This window comes from Anaerococcus sp. HMSC068A02 (genome assembly GCF_001811125.1).
GTDB classification, from domain to species: domain Bacteria; phylum Bacillota; class Clostridia; order Tissierellales; family Peptoniphilaceae; genus Anaerococcus; species Anaerococcus vaginalis_C.
On the sequence record NZ_KV803714.1, the window covers coordinates 67,267 to 84,646 of the forward strand.

The 17,380-nt window shown below is 24.9% G+C and carries 20 protein-coding genes and 1 pseudogene; all 21 read left to right on the plus strand.

Features of this window, described 5'->3' with window-relative positions; all coding sequences use genetic code 11:
• Nucleotides 1–9: 9 nt before the first annotated feature.
• The 21 genes and pseudogenes from HMPREF2782_RS01480 (at nt 10) to HMPREF2782_RS01575 (ending at nt 17,362) form a co-directional block, all read left to right on the plus strand.
• Complete coding sequence (locus HMPREF2782_RS01480) at nt 10–918, plus strand: kanamycin kinase (protein WP_229028441.1); 909 nt, start codon at nt 10–12, stop codon at nt 916–918.
• 136 nt (nt 919–1,054) lie between these two features.
• A complete protein-coding gene (locus HMPREF2782_RS01485) occupies nt 1,055–1,906 on the plus strand; it encodes a YitT family protein (protein ID WP_070640378.1) in 852 nt (283 codons plus the stop codon).
• 30 nt (nt 1,907–1,936) lie between these two features.
• Nucleotides 1,937–2,074: pseudogene (locus HMPREF2782_RS09635) on the plus strand (RNA-binding protein); the annotation flags it as partial.
• A 111-nt stretch (nt 2,075–2,185) separates the two neighbouring features.
• Nucleotides 2,186–2,728 (plus strand): S1 RNA-binding domain-containing protein, encoded by a 543-nt coding sequence (locus HMPREF2782_RS01490; RefSeq protein WP_070640379.1) that lies wholly within the window; start codon nt 2,186–2,188, stop codon nt 2,726–2,728.
• Nucleotide 2,729: 1 nt separating this feature from the next.
• Nucleotides 2,730–3,476 (plus strand): peptidyl-prolyl cis-trans isomerase, encoded by a 747-nt coding sequence (locus HMPREF2782_RS01495; protein WP_070640381.1) that lies wholly within the window; start codon nt 2,730–2,732, stop codon nt 3,474–3,476.
• A gap of 12 nt (nt 3,477–3,488) precedes the next feature.
• The gene (locus HMPREF2782_RS01500; protein ID WP_070640383.1) at nt 3,489–4,889 is read left to right on the plus strand and encodes a zinc-binding metallopeptidase family protein; all 1,401 of its coding nucleotides are present in this window, start codon (nt 3,489–3,491) and stop codon (nt 4,887–4,889) included.
• A 2-nt stretch (nt 4,890–4,891) separates the two neighbouring features.
• Entirely contained in the window at nt 4,892–5,248 is a 357-nt protein-coding gene (locus tag HMPREF2782_RS01505) for a DUF1292 domain-containing protein (RefSeq protein ID WP_070640386.1), read from the plus strand.
• Nucleotides 5,241–6,197, plus strand: a complete 957-nt coding sequence (locus HMPREF2782_RS01510) for a tRNA modification radical SAM protein MnmL/YtqA (RefSeq protein ID WP_070605414.1) — start codon at nt 5,241–5,243, stop codon at nt 6,195–6,197. Before HMPREF2782_RS01505 ends, HMPREF2782_RS01510 begins: the two co-directional genes overlap by 8 nt.
• Nucleotides 6,194–6,622 (plus strand): hypothetical protein, encoded by a 429-nt coding sequence (locus HMPREF2782_RS01515; RefSeq protein WP_004838749.1) that lies wholly within the window; start codon nt 6,194–6,196, stop codon nt 6,620–6,622. Before HMPREF2782_RS01510 ends, HMPREF2782_RS01515 begins: the two co-directional genes overlap by 4 nt.
• Nucleotides 6,623–6,658: 36 nt before the next feature.
• Nucleotides 6,659–7,198, plus strand: coding sequence for a DUF6648 family protein (locus HMPREF2782_RS01520; protein WP_070605416.1), 540 nt, complete (start codon nt 6,659–6,661; stop codon nt 7,196–7,198).
• Nucleotides 7,179–8,159, plus strand: a complete 981-nt coding sequence (locus tag HMPREF2782_RS01525) for an RluA family pseudouridine synthase (RefSeq protein ID WP_070640390.1) — start codon at nt 7,179–7,181, stop codon at nt 8,157–8,159. The genes HMPREF2782_RS01520 and HMPREF2782_RS01525 overlap by 20 nt, the downstream gene beginning before the upstream one ends.
• The gene (locus HMPREF2782_RS01530; RefSeq protein WP_070640392.1) at nt 8,140–9,768 is read left to right on the plus strand and encodes a nucleoside kinase; all 1,629 of its coding nucleotides are present in this window, start codon (nt 8,140–8,142) and stop codon (nt 9,766–9,768) included. The genes HMPREF2782_RS01525 and HMPREF2782_RS01530 overlap by 20 nt, the downstream gene beginning before the upstream one ends.
• Nucleotides 9,761–10,660, plus strand: a complete 900-nt coding sequence (locus tag HMPREF2782_RS01535; protein ID WP_070640395.1) for an ROK family protein — start codon at nt 9,761–9,763, stop codon at nt 10,658–10,660. The genes HMPREF2782_RS01530 and HMPREF2782_RS01535 overlap by 8 nt, the downstream gene beginning before the upstream one ends.
• Nucleotides 10,653–11,348 (plus strand): response regulator, encoded by a 696-nt coding sequence (locus HMPREF2782_RS01540; RefSeq protein WP_070605428.1) that lies wholly within the window; start codon nt 10,653–10,655, stop codon nt 11,346–11,348. Before HMPREF2782_RS01535 ends, HMPREF2782_RS01540 begins: the two co-directional genes overlap by 8 nt.
• Nucleotides 11,339–12,778 carry a sensor histidine kinase gene (locus HMPREF2782_RS01545; RefSeq protein ID WP_070640397.1) on the plus strand — a complete coding sequence of 480 codons (1,440 nt, stop codon included), beginning with the start codon at nt 11,339–11,341 and terminating at the stop codon, nt 12,776–12,778. The genes HMPREF2782_RS01540 and HMPREF2782_RS01545 overlap by 10 nt, the downstream gene beginning before the upstream one ends.
• Nucleotides 12,775–14,250 (plus strand): hypothetical protein, encoded by a 1,476-nt coding sequence (locus tag HMPREF2782_RS01550; protein WP_070640399.1) that lies wholly within the window; start codon nt 12,775–12,777, stop codon nt 14,248–14,250. Before HMPREF2782_RS01545 ends, HMPREF2782_RS01550 begins: the two co-directional genes overlap by 4 nt.
• A gap of 58 nt (nt 14,251–14,308) precedes the next feature.
• Nucleotides 14,309–14,917 carry an RdgB/HAM1 family non-canonical purine NTP pyrophosphatase gene (rdgB, locus tag HMPREF2782_RS01555; protein WP_070640401.1) on the plus strand — a complete coding sequence of 203 codons (609 nt, stop codon included), beginning with the start codon at nt 14,309–14,311 and terminating at the stop codon, nt 14,915–14,917.
• Nucleotides 14,895–15,377, plus strand: coding sequence for a metallophosphoesterase family protein (locus HMPREF2782_RS01560; RefSeq protein ID WP_070640403.1), 483 nt, complete (start codon nt 14,895–14,897; stop codon nt 15,375–15,377). Before rdgB ends, HMPREF2782_RS01560 begins: the two co-directional genes overlap by 23 nt.
• 2 nt (nt 15,378–15,379) lie before the next feature.
• Entirely contained in the window at nt 15,380–15,727 is a 348-nt protein-coding gene (locus HMPREF2782_RS01565; protein ID WP_070640405.1) for a hypothetical protein, read from the plus strand.
• Nucleotides 15,714–16,457: an HAD family hydrolase gene (locus tag HMPREF2782_RS01570; RefSeq protein ID WP_070640407.1), complete on the plus strand. Its 744-nt coding sequence runs from the start codon at nt 15,714–15,716 to the stop codon at nt 16,455–16,457. Before HMPREF2782_RS01565 ends, HMPREF2782_RS01570 begins: the two co-directional genes overlap by 14 nt.
• 197 nt (nt 16,458–16,654) lie before the next feature.
• Nucleotides 16,655–17,362, plus strand: a complete 708-nt coding sequence (locus HMPREF2782_RS01575) for a hypothetical protein (protein WP_070640410.1) — start codon at nt 16,655–16,657, stop codon at nt 17,360–17,362.
• The last annotated feature ends 18 nt before the right edge of the window (nt 17,363–17,380 follow it).

The window sequence follows — 17,380 nt, forward strand, 5'->3', positions numbered from 1 at the left end:
GATAAAAAAATGAATGATAAATCTCTAGATATTATTAAAAGAACCAAATTTTTTACAGATAAAATTAAAAATATATCTTCAATTGAAGACATTTCATCTAATAAAATTAGAGTGATTTCAAATGAAAAATCTTATGTTTTGGGTTTGTATTCAATGGATGATTTTGATAAATTAAAAAAAGAAGAAATTATTAATAATTATCTAAAAAGTATAGATTTATTAGATACTTTGGATTTATTTGAAATAGGAATAATGCCAGATATTAACAAATCTTACAAAATATTTGAGTACAGGGATGAAATTTCCTTGGGAGATTATTTAGATAAGCTTAAAAAAGATGAAATATATAATATTGGTATAAAATTTGGTAAAATTCTAAAAAATATTCATATCAAAAAAATTGATGAGTATGATGGATTTGATTGGTATAAAAATGTAGATACAAAAGTCAATTTCTTACTTTATAGGCATGGGTTGAATAAGATTAATGATAATAACGATTATATTTTGATTGATTATTTGACCTCAAATAAATATATATGCAAAAATACTGCCTTTAATTCTTTGTATCAAAATATAAGTGAAAAAAATATTAGGATATTTGATGATGGAGAAATTGATATTAGAGGCTTAAAAGAAATTAAAATTGGAGATGGAGTTAGTGATTTTGTAAATATAAATAAAATTGCTATAAAATATCCTGAATTTGCCAAAGGAGTTCTTGATTCTTATCATAACGATGAAGTGATTTCAAGAAAATTTTATAGGCTATTAAGTTTCTACCAAGTTTATTATATTCTAGAATCTTTGGTTGATATTAGAGATAAAAAAGAACCATATTTAAATGAGCAAGAAATTGAAGCGATTTTAAATATGTATGATAATTTTTCAGAAATCATTCCTACATGGGCAAAATAAATTTTATAAAGAGGCTAAGAAAGTAAATTTTTTTAGCCTTTTATTTTTTGTAAATTAAAATCAAATTTTGATTTATTGTAGAAAATTAAAAAATATGATAAAATTTATATAAATATTTACAAAAGGGAAAGATAGTATGGTAAAAAAATTTAAAAAAGTTTTTAATATTGGATTTAATTCAATATTATTAGCATTCGGCTTATATTTTTTTTTAGTTCAACATAATATTGCACCAGGTGGTGTTACTGGAATTTCTTTAATTATGGCAAAACTTTTTAATTTTTTCACGGTTGGACAATGGTATTTAATTTTAAATATAATTTTATTTATTATGGCTTTTTTACTTATGGGAAAAGATTTTGGGAAAAAGACAGTCTTGTCTGCATCAATTATTTCCTTGGCTATAATGTTTTTTGAAAGATATTTTCCACAAACAATTTTAACTGATGATTTGATAATAAACGTATTCTTTGGTGCAGGTATTGTATCTTATTCTTTAAGTTGTATTTTTTTTAATGATGCATCTTCTGGAGGAACTGATATAATTGCTGCAATCATAAACAAATATTTTAATGTGACAGTAGCAAAATCTTTATTTATGATCGACTCTCTTGTAGTTTTGATGGCAGTCAAAGAATTTGGAGTAGAAACTGCTTTGTATGCGGTTTTATCTGTTATTATTCAATCATTTGGTTTTAATTATTTCATACAAGGATTAGGAAGAAAAATTGCCATTACTGTTATTAGTGATTATAGTGATGAAATTAATAAAATGATTTTGGGTAAATATAGAAGAGGAGTAAGCCTTTACAAAGCAGAGGGAGGTTTCTCTCATAAAGAAAGAAATATAATATTAACTGTAGTTCCTTTTAGAAAATACATACCTATAAGAGATGATATATTAAAAATTGACAAAAACGCATTTGTTTTTACTCATGCTATATCAGAAGTGCTAGGAGAAGGATTTACATATCAAGTTTTTGAATAAATGGGAGTGATTTAAATTAAAAATTTAAAAATAAAAAGATTTAATAAAAATAAGGCATACATACAAACAAAGTATGGCGATGCTGTAATTGACAAAAATGAAGTAAAAGAATACAAACAAGGCGATGAAATAAAGACATATATTTATTTTGATAAGAATAATACTTTAAGAGCAAGCATAAATCTTGATATTCAAAGTGGAAAAATATATAGTTTAAAGTGTATAGATGTCAAAAAAAATGGAGCATATTTTTTATACCAAGATAAAATAAAATTATTAATGCCAGCTAGTGAGAAAACATATAAGGTTATTAAAGATATGACTTATCCAGTTGGACTTATCATAGATGATCAAAATATGCCTATTTTAACAAGTAAAATTAGGGATATGTTATCGTTTGACCATAATTTTAAAGAAAATGATATTGTTGAAGGAAGAATTTATTCTATAAATAAACATATAGGAGCTTTCATTGCGATTAATAATCAATTTGACTCGTTAATAAGAATTAAAGAATTAAATGGAGTTCATATTGAGGGAGAACTTTTAAAATTAAGAGTCAAAGAAGTAAGAGAAGATGGTAAAATTGAATTATCTAATAGAAAAAGATCTTATCTTGAAATAGATGATGATTGTCAAAAAATATTAGATTATTTGGAAGAAAATAATGGTTTCTTAAATTTGGGAGATAAGTCATCTCCTGATAAGATTTATAAAATATTTGGATTTTCAAAATCTGCCTATAAAAGAGCTATAGGTAGACTTTATAAAGATAAATATATTAAGATTTATCCTAAAAAAATACAATTATTGGAGAGGTAAAATGACAGAAAAAAATAATGATATATTAGCAGAAGTAAATGGTAAAAAAATTAGTCAAAAAGATGTTGTAAGCTTTATTACACAAATGCAAGGCGGACAACAATTTTTGAATCCACAAGGAATTCATCAAATTACAGACGAGTTAGTTAATCAGGAATTGATGTATATAGATGCATTAGAAAACAAACTAGATGAAGATGAAGAATTTACTAAAGAGTTAGAAATAACAAAGGAAAATATGCTAAAAAATTATTCTATGCACAAATTATTTGAAAGCATAGAAGTAAGCGACGAAGAAATTAAAAATTATTATGATAACAATAAAGAAGTAGTAAAAAAACCAAAATCTTACAGAGCAAGCCATATTTTAGTAGACGATGAAGAAAGTGCCAAAAATATTTTAAATGAAATAAATGATGGTTTAAGTTTTGAAGATGCTGCTAATAAATATTCAAAAGATAATGGCTCAAAAAATGGAGATTTGGGAGAATTTCCAAAAGGAGCTATGGTTAAAGAATTTGAAGAAGCCCTTGATAAACTAGGAGAGGGAGAAATTTCAAAACCAGTAAAGACACAATTTGGTTATCATATAATAAAATTAGACCATACACATGATGAGTATTTACCAGAATTTGATGAAATTAAAGATAGAATTCACGATACACTTTTGATGATAAAAAGACAAGAAAAATATTTAGAAAAAACAAGAAAAATCAAAGAAAAGGTAGATGTTAAAAAATATTACTAAGAAGGAAATTTTATGGAAAAGTCGAATTATTCCAATAAGCTAAGGGCAATAGCAAAAGATTTAAGTGAATATATTAAAGTAATCGATGATAAGAAATCGCTTATAAAATTTGTTTTGTCAAAAGCTAAGGAAAAAAAATTAGTTATACTTTTAATAAATGATTGTTATTATATAAAAAATGAAAATTCGAAAGCTGTTTTACACCTAAATATTAGTGATAAAATAAACCAATCTTCTTTCATTAAATTTAAGGAAGATGAAGATTTTTCATTTGAAACAAATTTGAATCCAACTGAAATAAGCGGGATTTTATCGATAACAATGCTTTTGGAAGAAGGTATAAATAATTTTGATATTTTATTAACAAATAATTATATAAATGATTATAATAAAGATTTTTCTGTTTTAAGATCCGTTATAAGATCAAAAAATATTATTAATTTAAATTTAAATGAATCTGATTGCATAGCAGAAAGTTTTGCTTCACATACGATTAGTACAGTTGGAATTCCTATAAATAGGAAAGAAATTGACGAAGAAAGTTTCTTAGAAAATAATTTAATTTATAGAATAAGTCTTAAAAATATAGCTGGCGATAATTTTTCGAATGATTTCAACAATGTTTTCAAAAACACAATAAAAATGTTGATGACTTTTATTAGAAAAATAAAATCAAAAGTTGATTTAGATGTAATTAATATTGAAGGCGGAGGCAAGCACGACAAAACACCATCTTATTGTTTTGTAGACTTAGTTTGTAAAAATGAATTCGAAAATGATTTATTAGATGTATTTTATTTATTTGAAAGCGAATATTTAACTGCAAATTTAAAAATTGAACCAAATTTAAAATTTGAAATAAAAAAAATAGATAAATTAAAATTTTATCCAATGACTCAAGAATCATACAATCACATAGCTTCTTTCGTTGAATTATCATTAAATGGAACATTTGCTGTAGATAGTAATACAAAAACTACAATCTCTTCTTCTGTTTTAACAAAAGTAAGAACTTCAAGTTATAAATTAAATGCTGTTATGATTTTTAGATCCTTATCTGAGGAAAGTTTAAGCAGAATGTTAGAACAAACTAAGCTTGCTAGTGATATTAATGGGGGAGAATTTACAAATAGGTTATCAATTCCATCATGGCAAAATAAAGAAAATGATCTGGCTCTTATATTTAAAGATACCTATGATTATTTATATAAGAGCAATTTAGAGATAATAAAAACACAATATTCTTTAGACTGCAACCTGATTTTTTATAAATTTAATGTTAATATGATATCAATTGGGGTAAAATATAAACAAGTGGATATGATGAATTCTGCTTGTGATTTTAAAGATATTTTAAAAACTTTTTCTTTAATTAAGGAAGTTTTACTTAAATTAAATAAAAATTTGGAGTGAAGATGGCAAAAAAATTAGAAATTCACAATCATGAAATTGAGTTTGAAAAAAATGAAGGAAAAGCAATAATTGAATTGCAATTGGATGAGAATCCTATTCAATGTTATTTAATTGATATATTTTCTGTAGATGGCGTTGATTATATAGCCTTAGTTGATTCTGAAAATAGCGAACTTATTATTCTCTTGTATGAATTAGAGGATGAAGAAAGCGGAGAAATCAAATTAAATTCATTAGAAGATGAAGATAAACTTGATGAAATATATCATTTATTTTCACATTATTGGGATTACGATACAATTGATGAGATTGTAAGTGAATACGAAAGTGATTTAGAAGATAGTGATTTAAATGAATAGGGATTTACCATATTTTCCTATATCAGAATATTACAAATTAGAATATGGACAAAAGGTATATAAACTACCTGTAAAATTATCTTTATCTTGTCCAAACAGGGATGGAGAAAAAAGTACAAAAGGATGTATTTTTTGCTCTGAAAGTGGGGGAAGTTTTGAAAATTTACCTTCATTTTTGACAGTCGATAGGCAATTAGAGATAAATAAAAATTATATAGGTAGTAGATATAAAGCAAAAAAGTTCATAGCTTATTTTCAAAACTTTTCAAATACTTATGTAGAGTTCGAAAAATTCAAAAATATTATTGAAGCTTGCAACAAAGAATATATTGTAGCTATATCAATATCAACTAGAAGTGATTGTATAACTTATAAAAAATTAGATTTTTTAAGTGATTTTTCAAAAAAAACTGGAATTGATATAATCATAGAATTGGGTTTACAAACTGCAAATTATAAAACCCTAAAGATTCTTAATAGATGTGAAGATTTAGCTGACTTTATAAAAGCTTGCAATATGATAAATGAATATGGATTTAGGATTTGTACTCATGTTATCTTATCACTTCCTTGGGATGATGATGAAGATATAATTGAAACTGCTAGGATTATTAATGTACTTAGAGTAAAAGAGGTTAAAATTCATTCCTTGTTTGTAATAAAAAATACAAAACTTGAAAAGATGTATCAAGACAATGAGTTTAAAATGCCCTCAAAAGAAGATTATCAAAAAAATGTTATTTTGTTTTTGAGATATATTAATAAGGATATAGCAATACAAAGACTTGTAGGAAGAGCACCTAAAGAAGATTCTGTTTTTTGTAATTGGAACTGTTCATGGTGGATGATTAGAGATGAAATTATAGATTATATGAACGAAAATAATATTTTTCAAGGCGATATGACTTGCCAAAAAGAATATAAAAAATTAAAGGGAGAGATGAAATGATTTATTTAGTATTAGGACCATCAGGAAGTGGAAAAACAAAATGGCTAATAGACCAAGCTAATGATGAAAAAGGTAAAGGAAACACAAATATAGTATTTGTTGATAGTGATAATGAACAAATTTATTCACTAGACCATTCTGTAAGACTAATTGATGCCTCAAACTTTTTTATAGATTCTGTAGAATCTTTTAGAGGATTTATAGCTGGAATATTAGCAAGAGATTATGATATTGGAAAAATTTATATTGATGGTATCTACGATATAATTGATATTAATAGTGAAAATATTGAGAAACTTTCAGATGACTTAACTAAACTTTCAAATGAATGTAATGTAGATGTTTATCTTGGCCTAGATTGTAAGTCAAGTGATATACCTGAATCTCTTGATGCAGAAATTCACGAAACAAAATTATTAGATTAAATTTAAGCCGTCTCTAAGAGACGGTTTTTTGATATTATGTTAGATGAAGTAAAAAAATTAGAATCTTTCAATAAATGGAGAAAGGAAAGCATTGATTTATTAACTAATCAAAAAATTGGTAAAGATGAATTTTTAGAATTAAATTATAGGTATTTGGTAAAGCTCGATTTAAAACCATTTTCAAATATTTCTTCTGTTTTAGAAGCTGTATATAATTATCAGTATTACAATATAATGGCAAAAAGATCTAATCAAATGGCTCTTACTTTTATTTCTAAAAAAAAGAAAAAATATCAACAAGAAATAAACAATAGGGAAAATTATTATTATTTAAAAGATTTGGCAACAGAAAAATTGCTTGAATTGATAGATTATAAGGACACAGAAGCTTATTTCATAAAATTAAAATCAAAAAGATTAACAGGTGAAATATTTGAGATATATCTAAAAGATTTTGATAAGTTGATATTACATTCAAAAAATAAAAATCTTCTTCAAAAATTAAAAGAGAAAGAATGTTTTTTGGATGAAGCAAAAATATCCATGATTGATTCTTATGTTAATAAATCATATTAATATGATAGAAGTTAAAATTAATGAAAATGATGCAAATCAAAGATTTGACAGATTTTTAAGAAAATATTTACAAAATGCTCCCTTGTCACTTATTCAAAAAAATATTAGAAAGAAAAATTTTAAAATAAATGATAAAAGAGCAAAAAAAGATGATTTCGTCAAAAATGGCGATATTATTACAATGTATATTAAAGATGAAGATTATAAAAAATGGGTTAGAAGAAAAGAATTCAAAGCTAGTGATTTTGACCTTGATATAATATATGAAGATGAAAATATTATTATAATCGACAAAAAATCTGGAGTTTTATCTCATGCTGCCAATAAAAATGATTATGGAAATAATATAGTAGATCAGATGACTTCATATTTATATAAAACAAACAAGGTAAACAGTAGAGATTTAACCTTTAAACCAAGTATAGTAAATAGACTTGATAGAAATACTGCAGGGCTTATTATTGGAGCAAAAAATGCAAAAGCACTTAGAAGTCTTAACAAAGCAATTCGTCAAGGAAAGATAAATAAATATTACCTTACTATAGTTGAAGGAGAAATTCATAAAGATTTTGAAATTGATACTAGAATTTCAAAAAATGAAAATAAAAACATGGTAAAAGAAAAAGAAGATGGAAAAAGGATTATTACAAAATTTCATCCTCTAGAAACAAAAAATAATTTTACTTTACTAGAGTGTAAGCTTATTACTGGAAAAACCCATCAAATTAGATATTCATTAAGCAAAAATTCTACACCAATAATCGGCGATAGAAAATATAGTAAATCAAATATAGATTATAAAAAAATAAATCTTAAAAATCAAGCTCTATTAGCCTACAAATTAGAATTTGATTTTATTGAAGATTTATCATATCTAGATAAAAAAATATTTATTTCAAGACAAGTAGGAAAAATTAATGACCTAAAAGAGGAAGTCTTCTATGGAAATCTTATTAAATGATGAGTTTTTAAAAACAAATAAAAAATTTTTATATGAAATTATAAAAGAAAAATACCCAAATAATTTTAAAGATTATGTTTTAGCAAATGTGAAAGGTAAAATTGTAGATCTTAATTATAAAATTTTTCAAGATGACAAAATAGATTTAATAAAAAAATATACTCACATAGCAAATTTATCCTATGAATCTACCATAGCTTTGATTTGTATGCTTGCATTAGAAAAAATTTATAAAAATAAAAGAGTTAATATAGAATATTCTGTAAATAATTGCTTATACTTATCTGTTGAAAATTTTAAAATCTTACATAAAGATATAGAAAAAATAAAAAAAGAGATGGAAAATCTAATAAAAGAAGATTTTCCAATTGTTAAAAAAACTTACAAAAAATATGAAGCTCTTAAAATCTTTAAAGAAAATGATGACTTAGATAAGTACAATTTATTAAATAGCTTAGATTTAAATGAAATAAATATATACGACGTAAAAGATAAATTTTATTTTTTTACTAATTATTTATGCCCAAAATCATCTTGGATAGAAGATTTTGATATAATTTATTATCATCCAGGAATTTTAATAAATTATAAAAAATCTGAAAATTCAAAATTATTAGATTTTAAAGAGCAAATTAATATACCAAAAATATATGAAAGATCAAAAAGATGGACAAATCTATTGGGGATTAATTTTGCAAGCGATTTAAATGAATTAGTAATAAACGATAAAATTGAAAGCTTGGTTAATGTTAATGAAACATATTATAATAATCAGTTAAATAAATGTGCCAAAGATATTATTGCAAATAATATGAATATAGTTATGCTTGCAGGGCCTTCCTCATCAGGAAAGACAACTACTGCAAAAAAATTAGCAATTCAACTTGCGGTATTGGGAAAAGATGCATATGTAATTTCAACTGATGATTATTTTGTAGATAGAAATAAAACGCCCTTAGATGAAAATGGAAATAAGGATTTTGAAAGTATTGATGCCATAGATCTACATAGTTTAAATGAAGATTTATTAGATCTTTTAGAGGGCAAAGAAGTTATTTTACCTTCATTTAATTTTATAAAAGGAATTAGAACCTTATCAAATAAAAAAATAAAAATGAAAGATAATACGATTTTGATAATAGAAGGAATTCATGCTCTAAATCCAAAACTAACTGACTATATACCAGAAAAAAATAAATACAAAATTTACGTTTCAGTTTTAACAGGTATAAATATAGACTCAACAAATAGAATTTCATCAACTGAAACAAGACTTATAAGAAGAATAGTTAGAGATAACAAGTACAGAGGATATGATACTTTAGAAACTTTAAAATCTTGGGATAAGGTAAAATTAGGAGAGCAAAAATATATTTTCCCTTATCAAAATAGGGCAGATTTTTATGTTGATTCATCACTTATATATGAATATAATGCATTAAAAAAATACGCCATAGAATGTTTCAAACAAGTTTCAAAGAATTCTAAATATTATTATATGGTTGATAGGCTTGAAAATATTTTGTCATATTTTGTAGAAATTGGAAATACAAAAATAATTGACGATCACTCAATACTAAGAGAATTTATAGGAGAAGATAATGACTAAAACAATAGGACTTGATATAGGTGGAACAAAAATCCAAGGTGCTGTAATTGATGAAAATGGAGAAATTTTAAAAACTTATAGACTTGAAACTTGTGCTAGAGAAGGAAAAGATAAAGTTTTAGAAAATATTTCAAAAATTATAGAGTTTTTAAAAACTGATGAAATTGAAGCTATTGGTGTTGGAACACCTGGTTTTATAGATTCAGAAAATGGAATAGTTACTTTTGCAGGAAACATAGATGGTTGGACAGGTCTTAATTTAAAAAAAGAACTTGAAACAATATCAGGACTTCCTGTATTTGTAGAAAATGATGCAAATATAGCTTTGGTTTGTGAAAAATGGCTAGGAGCCGGTAAAGGTTATAATGATATAGTTATGATTACAATTGGAACAGGACTTGGCGGAGCTGTTTATAATGAAAAAATGGGATTATTATCTGGAAGTAATTTTCAAGGAGCAGAGCTTGGACATATAATTTTACATCCTGATGGAGAATATTGTACATGTGGACAAAGTGGTTGCGCAGAAAGTTATTGTTCTGGAACCGCTATTGTAAGACATTATGAAGAATTAACAAGAAATGAATTAAATGGGGAAGAAATATTTAAACTTGCTAATGATGATGAAAATGCAAAAAAAGTTATTGAAAGATTTACAAGCGATTTGGCTTGGTTTTTAACAAGTTTGAGAAATATTTTTGATCCTCAATTAATAATTGTTGGTGGTGGAGTAATAAATTCTAAAGATTTTTGGTGGAATGACGTTTTGGAAAATTTCAAAAAATATTGCCATTTATCTGATAAAATTGAAATCAAATCAGCTAAATTTTTAAATGAAGCTGGTGTTATTGGTGCAGGAAGAATTGCAATGGAAAGGTTAAAAAATGAGTGATAAAATTTTAATTTGCGATGACGAAGAACATATCAGACAATTTATGAAAATAAATCTTGAGTATGCAGGATTTAATATTATTGAGGCTGGTAGTGGAGAAGAAGCATTGAGATTAGCAGATGAAGAAGAACCTTTGGTTTGTATTTTAGATATAATGCTACCAGGAATTAGTGGATATGAAGTTTGCGATAGTATAAGAAAAAAATATCCAAAAGTCGGCATAATTATGGTATCTGCAAAAAGTCAAGATATTGATAAAATTTTAGGACTTGAAAGAGGGTGTGATGATTACATTATAAAACCATTTAATCCTCAAGAGCTAATTTTAAGAGTTAAATCTTTGATGAGAAGAGTTAAATTTATTGATGTAGAAAAAGAAGAAAAAAATGAAAATGTTCTTGAAGATGGTGTATTCAAATTAGATTTGTATGCTAGAAATTTTTATAAAAATAATATAGAAATTGATGTTACACCAACTGAGTTTACAATATTAAAAAACTTTATTTTAAATAAAGGTAAGGCAATGAGTAGAATGGAAATAATGAAAGATACTTGGGGCGATAATTATAGCACAGATACAAAAATCGTAGATGTAAATATAAGAAGAATTAGAGCAAAAATTGAAGAAAATCCAGCAAGACCCGAGTATATAGAAACAGTTTGGGGAACAGGTTATAGATGGAGATAGAAAAAAAGAAAAAATCATTATTTAAAATAAATTTTAATAGCATAATTTTTAGTATTATGAAAATAATAATGATTTTTGTAACTTTAGTTGTTGTAGGATTTGAAATTTTTTCATATAGGTCAATTACTAATTATTATGAATCTGCACTTGTTGGAGCTATGCTTAATCAAGCAAAATATAATCAAGTTTTATATTCAAATTATTTGTCTAGATATGATCTTTCAGAAATTGTAATTGGAGATAAAAATTCTTTTTATAGAAATAATGTTAGTCAAGTTCAAATCTTAGATAATTCTTCCAATGTTTTATTTGATTCACTTGGCTCTTCAAAAATTGGCACAAAAATAAAATCTACTGATGTCATCAATGCAAATAAAGGGGAATATTCTTACCAAAAAATAATCAATAAAAAAACAGGAGAAGAAGTTATAACTCTTTCATATCCATTAAGCGATAATCAAAAACAAATTGGTATTATAAGGCTAATTTCTTCTACTGCAAAAGTAAAAGAAAATGTAAATAATCAAATGATTATATTTTTATTTTTTGGCTTTACAATTTTTCTTTTTGCGCTGGTGGTTTCTTTTTATGCATCAAAAAGATGGATTGTACCAATTAAAAATTTGACAAAGGTAGGAGAAAAATTAGCTCAGGGAGATTTTAAAGTAAAAGCCAGTGAAGATGGAAAAAATGAAATTTCCGAACTAGGGCAAACTCTTAATTATATGAGTGAAAATATAGTTAAAAGAGAAGATATGAAAAATGAATTTATATCTTCTGTTTCACATGAGCTTAGAACTCCACTTACCTCTATTAAAGGTTGGGCAATAACTTTACAAGCAAAAGAAATTCAAAAAAATGAAGATATGCTAAATCAAGGATTAACTATAATTGAAAATGAGGGAGAAAGATTGTCGCTTATGGTAGAAGATCTTCTTAATTTTTCAAGATTATCTTCCACATCTTTTCAATATGAAAAAGAAGATCTTAATATTGTTGAGATTGCAAAAGAAGTTTATCAACAAATTTATCCTAGAAGTTTAAATGAAAAAATAAATTTTGATTTTAAAACTGCTTACGAAGAAATTATTGTTAATTGTGATAAAAATAGAATGAAAGAAGTCTTTATAAATATCATTGACAATGCCATGAAATTTACTCCAAAAGATGGACATATTGATATTTTTATAAGTAAAGAAGATGAAAATGTAAATATTGAAGTTAAAGATGATGGAGAAGGAATTAAAGAAGATGAAATTTCTTTTGTTTCTAGTAAATTTTTCAAAGGTTCTTCATCAAAAAGCCAAACTGGATTGGGCTTATCTATTTGTGAGGAAATAGTAAAAGCTCATGATGGAAAACTTGTAATAAAAAGTAAATATACAGTTGGGACTTCTGTCATTGTAGTTTTACCGAGGGCTAAAGTATGAAAAAATTTAAAAAATTAATACTATTAATATTTCTTTTTGTTTTAACTGCTTGTAGTTTTGGAAGACCTGAAGATGTAACAGAATTAATTGAAGCTCCAAAAGTAGAAGATCCAATTTTAAAAGGAACATGGCAAGTAAGCGAAATAAAAAAGGCACCAGGTGCAACTGATTTATCAAATGTAAAAATAAATGACAAATTATATATTGATAAAAATTTAGTAGCTTTAAATGATGATTATGCTTATCCACCAAAATTTTCTACAAAATATGTAAATTTAAAATCCTATTTAGAAAGTAGGTCCTTAGATTTAGATTTATCATCAAAATTATATGTAAAAATCTTATCAGCAAATCAAGGACAATTGTATTCTAGAGATTTTGTTGTTTTGGACAAAGATACTATCTTTTATATTCAAGAAGATTGTGCAGTTTTTTTAAAGAAAATAGATAAATCTGTAAAAAGAAATGTTATAAAAAAATATGCAAAGAGAGCGTCAAAAGAGAGAACTACTACAAAAACTGGAGAAAAAGTAGAAGAAGATACAAGCGTATTAATTGGCGTAAGGGAAAGAGTAGATAATAATACATCAAGTCCAAATTATTATTACTATACTTATTGTATAAGACTTGAGCCAAATAAAATGGCGAGAATTGAAAAAGCCGAGCATATATTTTTCCCTTTAAAAGAAGAATTTTGGCGTTTAAAATGTGAAATAAATACTAAAAATAAAAAATACGATAATATTTTAGCTTATCCAATAAAATTAGAAAACAAGATGAATGATAAAAAAAATAAGGATAAGTATAAGTTTGAAAACAGTGATATTGATTTAAAAATCAATTATGTAGATGAAGATTATATTTCTTTTGACTACAACTTAGTTTCTGATAAACTTCCAATAAATAAATACGCTATGTTAAAAACTGACCAGTTATCAAATGATTCTTTTCTTACAATTAAAGAATTTACAGGAGAAAGTAAGAGCAAGGACATATTTAAAAATGTTGTTTATGATCAAATTAGTCAAAATGTAGGCTCTCTTGATGATAATAAAATATCTTACGATTTTACAAATTTTGGTTTTATAAGAAATTTTGGTTTGTGGCAGTTGGAATCTTCTTATCAAATGAAAAAGGATGAAAATTTAGAACAAAAATCATTTCCTATAGATATGGCAATAACAGAAGAGCTTTTAGAACAAAATAAAAAGGACATAACAGTTGATATGATAAAAAATATTAACAGTCATGCCAAAGATTATTTTGAGCTAGTTAATGGACAATATGTTGCTGTACAAACTCCAGATGAAATTTTATTTTATAATGTAAGAAGTGGACTAATAGATCCAAATCCTAAATTTTCAATTCAACTATCAAATTCAACAGATATTATTATGTTTGAACAAGGTTTGGGTTCGTATGCTGAAAAATGGGAGAAATTATTCAGCGATAATAATATAATCATACATTAATAAAACAAAAAATTGACTTGACTTTAAAATATTTGATAAGATTTATTAAGAGGTGAATATGAAGATAGTATTAGCAACATCTAACAAAGATAAGGTTAGAGAAATTAAAGAAATTTTAGGGGAGAATATAAAAATATATACAACTAAAGATTATAATGTAGATAATTTTGAAGTTGAGGAAGATGGAGAAACATTAAAAGAAAATGCTTATAAAAAAGCAAAAACTTTATATGATATTTTAAAAGTACCAACACTTGCAGATGATACAGGTTTATTTGTAAAATCACTAGATTTAAGACCAGGTGTTTATTCTCATAGATATGCCGGAGATAATCCAACATATAAAGACAATAGGGATAAACTATTAGATGAATTAAAAAATTGTGACAATAGAGATGCTTATTTTAAAACTACAGTTTGCTTTATAGATGATAAAGGAAAAGATTATTATTTTGATGGTCAAATAAACGGAGAAATAAGCAAAAAAGAATATGGCGATAAGGACTTTGGCTATGATCAAATTTTTAAAGTTAAAGAATTGGATAAAACTTTTGGTCAAATGACTGATGAAGAAAAAAATTTATACAGTCATAGGTCCTTGGCTTTAGAAAAATTCAAAAAATTTTTGTTGAAAGAAGAATTTAATGAGGATATTGGTAACAAGTGATACTCATGGAGATTATCATTCTATAGTAAATTATATTAAAAAAAATCATGTAGATTTTATGATACACGCTGGAGATTATACCAGTGATGCTTATAATATTTCAAAAATCACTGGTATAAATTATATAACAGTTAAGGGGAATAATGATTATGGAGATTATAAAAATCCATTTGAACAAATAGTACCTCTAGGAGATAATAATATCTTGTTAGTTCATGGCCACAAAGAAGGAGTTTATTTTTCTAAAGAAAAGCTTCTTCAAAAAGCCCTAGATTATGATTGTAATATTGTAATTTTTGGTCACACTCACACTTATTTTTTTGAATATTTAAAAGATTTTAACTTATATTTACTAAATCCAGGTTCTCCGACTCTTCCAAGAGATAATAAGGCTGGATTTGTAATTTTAGAATATGATAAAAAAATAAAATTTAATAGAATAGATTTAAAAAAGGAATAAATATGGCAGGTTTAATAACTTTAGTAGCAAATAATATATCAAAGCTTATTGTTTTGCCAATCTTAGCATTAGTGATAATAGGGTTGACATATTTTATAAGCAAAAATAATGACGATAAAATTGTAAAATTTTACCCATCTTTTATAATAGGAATTGTTGGATTGGCTATTGGAATTATAGCTTTTGTAAATTTAACAACAGCAATAGGACTTAATTTGGCTTGGATAGGAGTGATTTTACTATCAAATGCCTTTATAGGAATTTTTTCTGCAATTATAATCGATTTGGTTAATGGTGTAAAAGAAGATAGCAATCAGCAAAAAAAGGTGAAAAAAAATGCAAAAAAATAAGGCGGCATTTTTTGATATAGATGGAACCTTATTTAGAAATTCATTATTAATAGAACATTATTTTTTGATGACTAAAGATGGAATTTTAGATAAGGAAAATTGGGAAGAAAATGTGAAACCCTTATATCAAAAATATGAAGATAGAAAAGGTCCTTATGAAGATTACCTTGATAAAGCATCATTGCTTTATCAACAAAATTTAAAAGGAATTGATAAGCTTACTATTAATATATACGCAAAAAAAGTAATTGAAAATAATAAAAGTAAAATTTATAGAGTGACAAAAAATGCCTTAGAATATCACAAAAAAATGGGATATAAAATATTTGTGATTTCAGGTTCTCCAGATTTTTTGGTTAGAGATTTTGCAAAAATTTATGGAGCTGACCATACTATCGCAACAAAATATATTTTTGATGATAAAGATAAATTTACAGGCAAAATATTGCCAATGTGGGATAGCAAAAATAAGAAAAAATCAATTGATTTTTTGACAGAAAAATATAATATAGACTTAGAAAATTCACATGCTTATGGAGATACTAATGGAGATTTTTCTATGTTTGAAAAAGTTGGAAATGCTCATGCTATAAATCCAAGCTATGAACTTATAGAAAGATTATACAATAATAAAAAATTAAGAGAAAAAACAAAAATTCATGTTGAAAGAAAAGATGTAAACTATACTTTTTTGTTAAGTGATTTGAATGTAGATTTTCATCAATTTTAATAAATTTTTCAATGAATAAAATTAAATTGGATTTTTTTAAATAGCTAATTTACAAATAATTTATACAATATTTAGGAAATATTGCATAAATTATTCATTTGTTTTAGCTATTTTTATTTTTCTGTAAATAAACTTAAATAAATTTATTTGATTTTATGTTAAAATTTATTTACAGACTAAGAAGAGGGATAAGAAATATGACATCAAGTGCGGAAAAAAAACCAATAATTGAAAAACTTGAATATGATTATTTAATTAATGAAGATATTTCTTCATTAAATACATTGATGTCATTATATGATAATAAAAATTTTAGAAATTATAAAAAAAATAAATTTTTCATAAAACCATATATATTAAAAAATTTGAAAAAGAATTTTTGGTATTTATCTGATATAGATCAAATCATCATAAGTTTAGATAAAACTATTGGAAATGATTTGGACAGGTTTGAATTTTTATTGACTTTAAAAAGTGAATATGAAGCTTTTAAAGATAAAAAATTAATTGATGATTTAGAGTATCTTGCTATTAACTATTATGGGGATGTTTTTTTATTTGAGGAAAATGAAATTTTTACAGAAGATAATCCTTATGTTAATCAAGAGAAAAATAATTATATAAAAAAGATTTATGACAATAAAGATTTGGTTTCAAATATAAGAAAAAGTGTAAAAATATATGCTGATACATATTTAAAGTTAAAAGTTTTAAATCTTGATGTTAACACTAATAAGCAATTAGCTTTTGATATTGATATGATTTATACCGAAGATATTACATTAAAGCAGGCTCAAGAAATTAATGATAAATTAGTAAGCCTACTTTACAATATAGCTATTGATGTCTATGCTAATTATTATTGGAAGGGACTTTGTATAGAAGTTGTTAATAGGTATCATTAAAACAAAAGGGCAATTAGC

Coding starts and splice junctions, on each gene's coding strand:
- HMPREF2782_RS01575 (WP_070640410.1), top strand. CDS start 16,655: ATGACATCAAGTGCGGAAAAAAAACCAATAATTGAAAAACTTGAATAT.
- HMPREF2782_RS01520 (WP_070605416.1), top strand. CDS start 6,659: ATGTTAGATGAAGTAAAAAAATTAGAATCTTTCAATAAATGGAGAAAG.
- HMPREF2782_RS01530 (WP_070640392.1), top strand. CDS start 8,140: ATGGAAATCTTATTAAATGATGAGTTTTTAAAAACAAATAAAAAATTT.
- HMPREF2782_RS01485 (WP_070640378.1), top strand. CDS start 1,055: ATGGTAAAAAAATTTAAAAAAGTTTTTAATATTGGATTTAATTCAATA.
- HMPREF2782_RS01490 (WP_070640379.1), top strand. CDS start 2,186: ATGCCAGCTAGTGAGAAAACATATAAGGTTATTAAAGATATGACTTAT.
- HMPREF2782_RS01550 (WP_070640399.1), top strand. CDS start 12,775: ATGAAAAAATTTAAAAAATTAATACTATTAATATTTCTTTTTGTTTTA.
- HMPREF2782_RS01495 (WP_070640381.1), top strand. CDS start 2,730: ATGACAGAAAAAAATAATGATATATTAGCAGAAGTAAATGGTAAAAAA.
- HMPREF2782_RS01565 (WP_070640405.1), top strand. CDS start 15,380: ATGGCAGGTTTAATAACTTTAGTAGCAAATAATATATCAAAGCTTATT.
- HMPREF2782_RS01515 (WP_004838749.1), top strand. CDS start 6,194: ATGATTTATTTAGTATTAGGACCATCAGGAAGTGGAAAAACAAAATGG.
- HMPREF2782_RS01560 (WP_070640403.1), top strand. CDS start 14,895: ATGAGGATATTGGTAACAAGTGATACTCATGGAGATTATCATTCTATA.
- HMPREF2782_RS01510 (WP_070605414.1), top strand. CDS start 5,241: ATGAATAGGGATTTACCATATTTTCCTATATCAGAATATTACAAATTA.
- HMPREF2782_RS01505 (WP_070640386.1), top strand. CDS start 4,892: ATGGCAAAAAAATTAGAAATTCACAATCATGAAATTGAGTTTGAAAAA.
- HMPREF2782_RS01535 (WP_070640395.1), top strand. CDS start 9,761: ATGACTAAAACAATAGGACTTGATATAGGTGGAACAAAAATCCAAGGT.
- HMPREF2782_RS01500 (WP_070640383.1), top strand. CDS start 3,489: ATGGAAAAGTCGAATTATTCCAATAAGCTAAGGGCAATAGCAAAAGAT.
- HMPREF2782_RS01545 (WP_070640397.1), top strand. CDS start 11,339: ATGGAGATAGAAAAAAAGAAAAAATCATTATTTAAAATAAATTTTAAT.
- HMPREF2782_RS01540 (WP_070605428.1), top strand. CDS start 10,653: ATGAGTGATAAAATTTTAATTTGCGATGACGAAGAACATATCAGACAA.
- rdgB (WP_070640401.1), top strand. CDS start 14,309: ATGAAGATAGTATTAGCAACATCTAACAAAGATAAGGTTAGAGAAATT.
- HMPREF2782_RS01480 (WP_229028441.1), top strand. CDS start 10: ATGAATGATAAATCTCTAGATATTATTAAAAGAACCAAATTTTTTACA.
- HMPREF2782_RS01525 (WP_070640390.1), top strand. CDS start 7,179: ATGTTAATAAATCATATTAATATGATAGAAGTTAAAATTAATGAAAAT.
- HMPREF2782_RS01570 (WP_070640407.1), top strand. CDS start 15,714: ATGCAAAAAAATAAGGCGGCATTTTTTGATATAGATGGAACCTTATTT.